11 protein-coding genes are annotated in these 11,099 nt (G+C 38.7%); all 11 read left to right on the top strand.

Features of this window, described 5'->3' with window-relative positions; translation table 11 throughout:
• Positions 1-64: 64 nt before the first annotated feature.
• Complete coding sequence (gene mutM, locus CHI06_RS12515; RefSeq protein ID WP_095248888.1) at positions 65-892, top strand: DNA-formamidopyrimidine glycosylase; 828 nt, start codon at positions 65-67, stop codon at positions 890-892.
• Between the two features lie 89 nt (positions 893-981).
• Positions 982-1,623 (top strand): sporulation membrane protein YtaF, encoded by a 642-nt coding sequence (ytaF, locus tag CHI06_RS12510; protein WP_095248887.1) that lies wholly within the window; start codon positions 982-984, stop codon positions 1,621-1,623.
• 20 nt (positions 1,624-1,643) lie between these two features.
• Positions 1,644-2,249: a dephospho-CoA kinase gene (gene coaE, locus CHI06_RS12505; RefSeq protein WP_095248886.1), complete on the top strand. Its 606-nt coding sequence runs from the start codon at positions 1,644-1,646 to the stop codon at positions 2,247-2,249.
• Between the two features lie 224 nt (positions 2,250-2,473).
• A complete protein-coding gene (locus CHI06_RS12500; protein WP_095248885.1) occupies positions 2,474-3,505 on the top strand; it encodes a glyceraldehyde-3-phosphate dehydrogenase in 1,032 nt (343 codons plus the stop codon).
• Between the two features lie 329 nt (positions 3,506-3,834).
• Complete coding sequence (gene speD / locus CHI06_RS12495) at positions 3,835-4,209, top strand: adenosylmethionine decarboxylase (RefSeq protein WP_095248884.1); 375 nt, start codon at positions 3,835-3,837, stop codon at positions 4,207-4,209.
• 105 nt (positions 4,210-4,314) lie between these two features.
• On the top strand, positions 4,315-4,713 hold the full coding sequence (locus tag CHI06_RS12490) for a hypothetical protein (RefSeq protein ID WP_095248883.1): 399 nt from the start codon (positions 4,315-4,317) through the stop codon (positions 4,711-4,713).
• Positions 4,714-4,797: 84 nt separating this feature from the next.
• Complete coding sequence (gene nrdR, locus CHI06_RS12485) at positions 4,798-5,259, top strand: transcriptional regulator NrdR (RefSeq protein ID WP_045523558.1); 462 nt, start codon at positions 4,798-4,800, stop codon at positions 5,257-5,259.
• 52 nt (positions 5,260-5,311) lie between these two features.
• Complete coding sequence (locus CHI06_RS12480) at positions 5,312-6,700, top strand: replication initiation and membrane attachment family protein (RefSeq protein WP_095248882.1); 1,389 nt, start codon at positions 5,312-5,314, stop codon at positions 6,698-6,700.
• Between the two features lie 13 nt (positions 6,701-6,713).
• A complete protein-coding gene (dnaI, locus tag CHI06_RS12475) occupies positions 6,714-7,643 on the top strand; it encodes a primosomal protein DnaI (protein WP_095248881.1) in 930 nt (309 codons plus the stop codon).
• 150 nt (positions 7,644-7,793) lie between these two features.
• A complete protein-coding gene (ytxC, locus tag CHI06_RS12470; protein ID WP_095248880.1) occupies positions 7,794-8,666 on the top strand; it encodes a putative sporulation protein YtxC in 873 nt (290 codons plus the stop codon).
• 434 nt (positions 8,667-9,100) lie between these two features.
• Positions 9,101-11,038 (top strand): threonine--tRNA ligase, encoded by a 1,938-nt coding sequence (gene thrS / locus CHI06_RS12465; RefSeq protein ID WP_095248879.1) that lies wholly within the window; start codon positions 9,101-9,103, stop codon positions 11,036-11,038.
• The last annotated feature ends 61 nt before the right edge of the window (positions 11,039-11,099 follow it).

The following is an 11,099-nucleotide window of genomic DNA, read 5'->3' as shown; positions in this document are numbered from 1 at the left end:
AAACTAGACATGCTTATGACCCCGAGCCCCTAGGCGCTGTAGCTGGACAGTGGAGGGAGAACTTTTGCCAGAATTACCTGAAGTAGAAACCGTCAGAAAAACGTTAAAACAGCTTGTTTCACATAAACAAATTGAGAATATAACCGTTCACTGGCCGAAAATTATTAAAAATCCCGTGGAGGTTGAACAATTTATTGACGCCCTTAAATTAGAAACCATTGAGGACGTCGGCAGAAGAGGAAAGTTCTTAATCATCTATACCAAAACCTTCGCCCTCGTTTCCCATTTAAGGATGGAAGGAAAGTACGGACTTTATCCAAAAGAAGAACCGTATGACAAACATACTCATGTCATTTTTCATTTTACTGATGGAACTGAATTACGGTATCGGGATGTTCGTAAATTTGGAACCATGCACTTGTATAAAAAAGGGGAGGAATTTCTAAAACCTCCGCTTATTGACCTTGGACCAGAGCCGTTTTCAAAAGAGTTCACAGTGGACTATTTATCTGAGAAGCTGAAAAAGACAACCAGAAAGCTGAAGCCTGCACTCTTAGATCAAAAAGTCTTTGTCGGACTAGGTAACATCTATGTGGATGAGGCTCTGTTCCGATCCGGAATTCACCCTGAAAGGCTCGCTAATTCTTTAAGTGAAGCTGAATTAACTTTACTGCATCAAGAAATTGTTAAGACCTTAGATGAAGCGGTTAAAAAAGGGGGAAGTACCATTCGCTCCTATGTTAACTCGCAAGGGGAAATTGGGATGTTCCAGCTTGAATTATATGCCTACGGACGTAAAGGGGAAGAATGTAAAAACTGTGGAACTCCGCTCGAAAAAACGACTGTAGGCGGCCGGGGAACGCATTTTTGTCCTAGCTGCCAAAAGCTTTAAGCAGTAGAAGTGTAAAGACAATTTAATAACAAAGGATAGGCTCCGCCCATATACTATCGTAGTGATTGACGGAAGGAGCCCTAGACATCATGTTTCAATTGTTCTCACTTCTCCTGCTGGCTTTTGCTCTCAGTCTTGATAGCTTTAGCGTAGGGTTTACGTATGGCCTAAGAAAAATGGTACTGCCGCTTAAATCAGTTCTTATAATTGCAACCTGTTCAGCAATTTCATTAATGATTGCTGTGTCAATTGGACATGGCCTAGAAAAAATTTTATCTCCTACTATAACAGCAAGCCTCGGGGGCTTTATCTTAATCGGTCTCGGCGCCTGGGTATTGTATCAATTTTTTAGGCCAGAAAAAGAAAAGGATAAAGAGCTGCTCGAACATGAAAAGCTGATTATTAATTTTGAAATCCGCTCACTAGGAATTGCAGTTAATATATTAAGAAAACCAATGTCAGCGGACTTTGATCGTTCGGGCACCATTACTGGAATCGAGGCATTTATGCTGGGATTTGCCCTATCAATCGATGCATTTGGTGCTGGAATTGGAGCAGCTATGCTAGGATTCTCACCCTTTTATCTAGCCATCAGTGTTGCGGTCATGAGTTCTTTATTTCTTCTTTTTGGAATTAAAAGTGGAGCCTTTTTTCATAAATTTAATTGGGTCCAAAAGTTTACCTTTTTACCAGGGATTTTATTAATTATCATTGGTATTTGGAAATTATGATAATGTGAAAGGAATAAAGTATGTCACTAGTAATCGGATTAACGGGCGGAATAGCCAGTGGAAAAAGTACAGTTTCAAATATGTTAAAAGAAATGGACATCACTGTCATTGATGCAGACGTAGAAGCCCGCCTAGCTGTTGAAAAAGGAGAACCAGCCTATCAAAAAATCATTGCTGAATTTGGTGATGATATTTTATTAGATACTGAGGAAATCGACAGGGTAAAACTGGGTTCGATTATCTTTCATAACGCTGAAAAACGACAGCTCCTAAATGGCATCGTTCATCCTGAGGTTAGGAAAAGGATGAATAATCAAGTGGAAGCAGCGAGGGCGCGCGGGGAACAAGTTATTGTCCTCGATATCCCGCTGCTGTTTGAAAGTAAACTAACACATATGGTCGAAAAAACCATTCTTGTATATGTAGACAGAGATATTCAGCTAAATAGGCTGATGGAACGTAATGACCTGTCATTAGAAGATGCAAAGGCAAGAATAAGCTCACAAATGCCCCTATCAGATAAAGTAGCACTAGCCGACGCCGTCATCAACAATAATGGGTCAATCAGCGAAACAAAAAGACAGCTCATTGAGATTTTGACAGGCTGGGGAATAACAACTCCATAATACATTTAAAAAGAAGGGGCTAGCCCTTCTTTTTTTTATGCTTTTGAATCAGAATTACTGACTAGACAAAGAAACTTATAAACATAATTGGTATGTAATATGTCTGAATTGTAAAACATTTTTAAAAATCCGCACTTTATATATCACTTATTCAGCTGAATATGTTATACTAATTACATCGAAACAAGATAATGAGTATAACATATTAAGGAAGGGGCCGTACAATGAAGGCGAGAATTGCAATTAATGGTTTTGGGAGAATTGGAAGGATGGTTTTTAGAAAAGCGATCCTTGAAAATACGCTTGATATTATTGCTATTAATGCGAGCTATCCAGCAGAAACATTAGCTCATTTAGTAAAATATGATACGGTTCATGGACCATTTCAGGGGGATATCATAGCATTAGACGAAGAGCTTATCGTAAATGGTAAAAGAGTGAAGCTATTAAACAATCGGAATCCAGAGCAGCTTCCATGGAAAGAGTTAAACATCGATGTGGTTATTGAAGCGACCGGAAAATTCAACTCACGAGACAAGGCAAGTCTGCACCTTGACGCAGGGGCAAAAAAGGTAATTATTACTGCACCGGGCAAGGACGAGGATATTACGATTGTTATGGGAGTTAACGAAGAAAAGCTTGATATCACTCAACATGATGTGATTTCGAACGCATCATGCACTACAAACTGTTTGGCACCTGTTGCAAAAGTGCTGGATGAAAAGTTTGGAATTGAAAATGGTTTAATGACAACGATTCACTCGTATACAAATGATCAGCGTAACATCGATAATCCACATAAAGATTTACGAAGAGCTAGAGCGTGTGGACAATCTATCATTCCAACCACAACTGGGGCTGCTAAAGCTTTAGCATTGGTATTACCTCAGTTAAAGGGGAAGCTGCATGGAATGTCACTTAGGGTGCCTACACCAAACGTTTCTCTAGTAGATTTAGTAGTCGATTTGAAACAAGATGTTACGGTGGATGATATCAATCAGGCCTTTGTGGAAGCAAAGAATGGTCCATTAAAAGGAATTATAGATTATACAATGGAACCGCTAGTATCCGTTGATTTCAATACAAATCCATACTCCGCGATCATTGATGGATTATCAACAATGGTAATGGGTACTAGGAAAGTGAAAGTGCTGGCTTGGTATGATAACGAATGGGGCTATTCTTCCCGCGTTGTCGATCTTACCTTATTTGTTGCACACCTAATGGCGAATTCAAATTCAGTGAAAGTCGGATAAAAAAAATGCTGTCAAATGGCAGCATTTTTTTTTGTAGCTTTTTCAAATAAACTCGCATAATATAGTTAGAAATTTCGTTTTTTTCTGAGGAGATAAGCCCTTTAAACACAATTACTAATAAGTTGTAAAAAATTTTAGATTGATAGGTTGCAAAAAAAATATAAACTTAGTATACTAGTCATCGTGAACTTCTTGAAATTAGGTAACGATTAATTACTTAAAGGGTTAGGACCTCTCTGGACTAACTTTCCCCCGTGGTAATTACAAGATACCGTCAATATAAGGATTTCAAGAATGAAACGAAAATGTTTAGAGGGGGAAAAATGAATATGGAAACTATGGGACGTCACGTTATCTCTGAATTATGGGGATGCGATTTTGAAAAATTGAATGATATGAATTTTATTGAACAAACTTTTGTCGAAGCAGCTCTTAAATCTGGTGCGGAAATCCGTGAAGTAGCATTTCATAAATTTGCACCACAAGGCGTAAGCGGTGTTGTTATTATTTCTGAATCTCACTTAACGATTCACAGCTTCCCTGAGCACGGATATGCAAGTATTGATGTGTATACATGCGGCGATTTAAATCCAAATGTTGCAGCGGATTATATTGCAGAAGCATTGAATGCACAAACACGTGAAAATATTGAAATTCCACGTGGAATGGGTCCTGTTCATGTAAAACAGGCAAAAGCTCTTTAATTTTATAAATTATAAACAGCAAGAGGTGTATTTATAGTACACCTCTTTTTATTTTTTTCCTAAAGTATTGTAAACTAAGAGAAAAGATTATTTTTGGAGGGTACCATGTCAGTCATTCGCAATATATTTATTCGTTTTAGCAAACAAATTGAAACATCCGATCATCAAAAGGATAGCTCACTAAACACTCATTATTATAAAGCTACATTTAACCAAGTGTTTCATTCTGTTGAAGAGTTATTTAGACAGGATGCAGATTGTAGAATTGTTACGGTATCTAAAGACCATGGTGAGATTGCCGTAGAAATCAATAAACCGATACCTTGCTTTTTAATCGTAACGGTGGTTTCTGTGAGAGGAATGGAAACGGCTGTAGACTTTAACATCTCATCCGAAAAGTTTTCACCGATTGGCCTGTATCCAATTTTAAGAAAAAGGCTCATTTCCTATTACGAGAAAATGAACAAATTACATACTCTTGTTAGAATCGGAAAAAGCTCATAATACTTCTTGTGTTACCGTTTTCTTTTTAATAAGATAAATAGTAGATATTATACTTATGTAGTGATTGATTTGGGAGTTGATCAAATGAAGTGCCCTTCATGTCAAAATTATGGTACACGTGTGCTTGATTCCCGGCCGGTAGATGAGGGTCGTGCAACCCGAAGAAGGCGTGAGTGTGAGGAATGTGGTTATCGTTTTACGACATTCGAGAAGATTGAGGAAATTCCACTTATTGTCGTCAAAAAGGAAGGTACAAGGGAAGAATTCAGCCGTGATAAAATTTTACGAGGCTTAATTAAAGCTTGTGAAAAACGCCCCGTTGCTTTAAAAGAATTAGAGGATATTACCCAAGGGGTAGAAAAGGAACTGCGCAGTCAAGGAATATCAGAAATAAAAAGTGAATTGATTGGTGAAATGGTCATGGACAGGCTGGCACATGTGGATGAAGTGGCATATGTGCGCTTTGCATCCGTTTACCGTCAGTTTAAGGATATAAACGTTTTTATTCAAGAATTAAAGGAACTGATAAACAAGGAGAAATCCTAAGGAGCTAAAGAGGTCTTTGGCTCTTTATTACTTTTATTAAAGGGTGAATGAAATGGCGCAGCATTGGCAGGAATTGATTCCGATTGACCGTTATCTTGTTACGTCAAATGGATTGCTGCATGAATATGATCGCAAAGTGTTGACTTTTTTGTATCAGCCCTTAATCGGCTCAACTTGTTTAAGCTTATATATGACACTATGGGCTGAGCTTGAAGAAAATAGACTGTGGTCTGAATCCTCCACCCATCATTTATTGATGAATTTGTTAAGTGTCAATTTAAAGGAAATATATGAAGCAAGGCTGAACCTTGAGGGGATTGGCTTATTAAAAACTTATGTGAAGAGTGATGATAGTGGACGATCTTTTATTTATGAACTCCATCCACCATTAAATCCAGAGCAATTCTTCCTTGATGGAATGCTTAATATTTATTTATATCGTAAAATTGGGAAAAACCATTTTTCTAGGTTAAAACGCTTTTTTAGTGATAAGCAAAAGCCAGTGGAAGAGGACTATGTAGAGGTGACAAGAGAGTTTCAGGATGTGTTTGCTTCGGCAACTCCTGGCAGCCTTCAGTATATGCAGGAGCATGCTGAGGAATTAGAGGCAGAACCTTCTCTAGGATTTATTGGCAGAAAGGATCAGAAGCCCATTCAAATTGATACCAGTTCCTTTGACTTTGAAATGTTATTGGCGGGTCTAAATGAATCGCTGGTCCCTCAGAAGTCACTCACCAAAAAGGTAAAAGAGGTTATTAGTAACCTTGCCTTTCTATATGGAATCAGCCCTATCGAAATGAAAAACTTTATATTAGGTGCCATTAATGAAAATGATGAAATTGATATCGAGGACCTTAGAAAAGGGGCACGAGATTGGTATCAATTTGAAAATTATGATCAACTTCCGAGTCTGATAAATAGAACCCAGCCGGCTGTTCACCAGGTCCAATTAACGGAACCGAAAACGCAGGAAGAAAAATTAATCCGTTATTATGAAACCACACCGCCGATTGTCATTTTTAAAGAACTATCAGGTGGAGTGGAGCCTTCTATTTCGAATTTAAAAATATTAGAAGAAGTCATGATAAAATATAAACTTCCCCCTGGTGTAGTCAATGTATTGATTGAGGTTGTCCTGAGAAAAACAGATATGAAATTTACAAAGAATTTTGTTGAATCAATTGCAAGCCATTGGGCTCGTCTTAAAATAAAGACCGTGAAGGAAGCGATGGAAGCGGCAAGGAAAGAGGAGCGCAGCTTCAAAGATAGTAAAAAGACAGGAAAATCTACGAAACAAAAACCTATTCGTACAGAAGTATTACCAGATTGGTTTGACGATAAAGGAAAAGAAAGTGTTAAAGAGCCTGCTAAAGAAAATAACACAGAGCTTGAGGCGAGAAAACGCGCAATAGAAGAAAAGCTAAAAGCCTTTCGTAAATAGGGGGTGAGCGTAAATGGAAAAAATTAATCGAACACTTAAGCGCTTAGCCTCAAATGAAGGCTTTCAGAAGCGCTATGAAGAGCAGAGGAAGCAGGTACTCAATCACCCTGATATTCATGACTTTTTAACAGAGCACCAAAATGAGCTCAATCAGGAAACGATTGAAAAAAGCATGAGTAAGCTTTATGAGTATACCCAGCAAAGTAAAGAATGTAATCGCTGCGAGAGTCTCGATGGCTGTATTAATTTCATGAAAGGGTATCATCCAGACCTAGTACTGGTACGAAACTCTATTGATGTTGTGTATAAGCGCTGCCCTCGAAAAGTGATGGCAGATGAACATAAGAAGAATCAAAAGCTTATTAAAAGTTTATACGTTCCAAGAGACATATTGGAAGCGACGTTTGAGGACTTTGAAGGTGACGAAGGCCGTCTAGATGCAGGAGATAAGGCCGCCACCTTTTTAATGAATTATGAGGCAGGCCTGAAGCCAAAGGGATTGTATCTCTATGGAATGTTTGGAGTGGGGAAATCCTATTTGTTAGGAGCAATAGCCAACGAGCTTGCTAAGAAGCAAATTTCGTCCATGATTGTTTATGTTCCTGAGCTGATGCGCGAAATGAAAAGTGCAATTGGCGATAATACCTTAAATGAAAAAATAGAGGCACTGAAGAAAGAATCAATCCTGATGCTTGATGATATAGGGGCTGAAGCCGTTTCTAGCTGGACACGAGATGAAGTATTAGGTCCCATCCTTCAATTCAGAATGCTTGAAAAGCTTCCAACCTTCTTTACCTCTAATTTTGACTTTCAAGGACTTGAGCACCATTTAACCTACAGTCAACGTGGTGAAGAGGAAAAGATGAAAGCACGGAGAATCATGGAAAGAATTCGAAGTTTAAGTGAACCAGTGCTGGTGGAAGGACCAAATCGGCGCGATTAATTAAAATATAGAAAGGATTACCGATTTAGTTTCGGTAATTCTTTTATTTTTTTTCACAATATAGGTGTATCTCTGATGTCTTAACTTCTATTTTGGCCAAGTCCCCCATATAAATAGTAAAACAGAGTATGGGTGAGAGGGGGGATTTGGTTGGCTGAAATCATCTTCCGAAGCAAGATGGATGCGAAGAGATTTTATGATCACTTGCTGAAGTGCTTTCGAGGTAATCCAAGTAATCAAGATATTCTTCTTTTAGAAGATCGATATATAGTAAAGGTTTTGGATAGAAAGGTAAATCTGGAGAAGGTCAAACTTGCATTTTATGAATTTATCGTAAAAATAAAGCGTGATGATTGGTTTAGAGCTATTTTACAAGATCAATATTTTTTCGAGGATTCAGAAGAACAGCAGCATATCATGGAGATTATTTATTCTGTTCTTGAAGGCCAGAGGGAAGACCTGTCTGTATTAATCAAGGAAAATGGGGAAGAACCAAACATTAGAGAAGCAGTTGAGGAAATCTTTCAGGATAATGTCTCCTTTTCTTTTGATTCCTTTCTTAAATTTCGATTGCGTCCTTATTTAAAAGTATTAGAGAGCTACGTGGAAATATCAATCGACGAATATAAAATGGAGCAGGAATATCAAATGTTTATCCAAACATTAAGAGATTTTTTAACAGGACGTGAGCCAAAAATGGACACGCTGCATCTTCTCTTTGATGAGGAAATTACTTTTTTTGATGAGAAATTTGAAGAGATAAAAAGAGGAGAGTTGATGAGAATGATAGACCGGAAGCTTTTATTTAATCATCCAGTCTATGTAGATTCAGCTTCGATTGCACCCTTATTATCGATTGCACCTAAAAGTATTCTGCTCTATACGAAAAATCCAGAGGAACCGCTTGTAAGGACCATTAGAAACATTTTTGAAGAAAGAGTTTTAGTAAAATCCTTTAAGGGTTTGCGTCCTACAAAGGAATGGATTCAGCAGGAAAACAATGCAAATGAAAACGGGGCTTGAAAAATATTGTAAAATTGTGCGCTTGGTGTATTGATTTTTCAAAATAGAATCATTATAATAACGTACATAGTCTGAAATGCTGAAGCTAGACATCAATATATCAAGCAAAAGTAACGATAAGGACAATAGTATTTATTCACGGTTACCAGAGAGGGAGGACCAGGCTGAAAGCCTCCTAGCACGGATTGAATGCTTACCACCTTTAAACTTCAGCGGTGAACGCTTCTTTGAAGTGAGTAATCGCCTGACGGGAAACAGCCCGTTACCCTGTCCTAAAGTCATTTTTAAAGATTATTTTAAAAATGAAAAATTGGGTGGAACCACGTGTTTATTAAACTCGTCCCTTTTCCAGGGACGGGTTTTTTTATTTTTATAAAGCGCCAGGTCAAGACACAATTAGTCCCGTGCGCTCCAAATCAAAAGGAGGAATAACCATGTCAGACGTTGTAAAGATTGCGTTTCCAGATGGAGCAGTGAAGGAGTTCCCTCGTGGAACAACAACGGAAGATATTGCCGCTTCCATCAGCCCGGGACTGAAGAAAAAAGCAATTGCCGGGAAATGGAATGGTCAATTATTTGATCTTCGCCGTCCAATCGAAGAAGACGGTTCAATAGAAATCGTTGTACCTGAATCAAAAGATGCCTTAGAGATATTACGTCATAGTACTGCCCACTTAATGGCTCAAGCGATTAAAAGGCTCTATGGAAAAGAAGTAAACCTTGGAGTAGGACCGGTAATTGAAGGCGGTTTTTATTATGATATTGACCTTGAAGAATCGATTACTCCAGAGGACCTTCCACGAATTGAAAAAGAAATGGCGAAAATCGTCAATGAAAACATTGAAATCGTTCGTAAAGAAGTAAGCCGTGCTGAAGCGGTGCAATTCTTTAAAGCGGAGGGTGACCCTTACAAGCTGGAACTAATTGAAGCGATTCCGGATGATGAAACTGTGACTATTTATGAACAAGGTGACTTCTCTGACCTTTGCCGTGGTGTCCATGTTCCGTCAACTGGAAAAATAAAAGAGTTCAAATTGTTGAGCATTGCCGGAGCATACTGGCGAGGTGACAGCAAAAACAAAATGCTGCAGCGTATTTACGGAACTGCATTCTTCAAGAAAGAAGATTTGAAAGAGCACCTTCGCTTATTAGAAGAGGCAAAAGAACGTGATCACCGTAAAATTGGAAAAGAGTTGAACCTGTTTACAAGTTCACAATTAGTTGGTCAAGGGTTGCCATTATGGCTTCCAAAAGGTGCAACAATCCGCCGGGTTGTTGAACGATACATTGTTGATAAAGAGCAGCGTCTGGGCTATGACCATGTCTATACTCCAATCATGGGAAGCGTGGATTTATACAAAACTTCAGGTCACTGGGATCATTACCAGGAGGATATGTTCCCGGTAATGGATATGGATAACGAGCAATTGGTTCTTCGTCCAATGAACTGCCCTCACCATATGATGGTGTACAAAAACGCAATCCACAGCTATCGTGAGCTGCCTATCCGTATTGCTGAGCTTGGGACAATGCATCGTTACGAAATGTCTGGAGCTTTATCAGGACTTCAGCGTGTTCGGGGAATGACTTTAAATGATGCTCATATTTTTGTTCGTCCGGACCAAATTAAAGACGAATTTAAACGAGTTGTTAATCTTGTTTTAGCGGTTTACAAAGACTTTAATATTAATGACTATTCCTTCCGTCTTTCCTATCGCGATCCGCAAGATACTGAAAAGTATTTTGATGATGATGCGATGTGGGAAAAAGCGCAAAGCATGCTGAAGGAAGCGATGGATGACCTTGGTCTTGAGTATTATGAAGCTGAGGGTGAAGCCGCATTCTACGGTCCTAAACTTGATGTTCAAGTAAAAACAGCGCTAGGTAAAGAGGAAACTCTTTCAACAGTTCAATTAGATTTCTTACTACCTGAAAGATTTGATCTAACTTATGTGGGTGAAGACGGCAAGCAGCACCGCCCAGTTGTTATTCACCGTGGAGTTGTATCAACAATGGAACGCTTCGTTGCCTTCTTAATCGAGGAATACAAAGGTGCTTTCCCAACTTGGTTAGCTCCAGTCCAGGTTCAAGTAATTCCTGTTTCACCAGAAGCACATTTTGATTTTGCGAAGCAGGTACAGGAACAACTTCAAAATGAAGGCTTCCGTGTCGAATTAGATGGCCGTAATGAAAAAATCGGTTACAAAATCCGTGAAGCACAAATGCAAAAAATTCCATATATGCTCGTTGTCGGCGACAAGGAAGTAGAAGAAAATGCCGTTAACGTCCGCAAATATGGCGAGCAAAAATCAGCAACAGAGCCATTCGCACAATTCCTCGAGTCATTAAAAGCAGAAGTGAAAAGAGGATAATTTATAAAAAGGCTGTGTTAAACGAATAATTGAGTTTGTTACCTGTTGATTGGAGCGGAAG

It is taken from the genome of Bacillus sp. 7884-1, assembly GCF_002272245.1.
Taxonomy (GTDB): domain Bacteria; phylum Bacillota; class Bacilli; order Bacillales; family Cytobacillaceae; genus Neobacillus.
The sequence above is the reverse complement of the archived record's forward strand: the minus strand, read 5'-3'. Positions and strand labels throughout refer to the sequence as shown.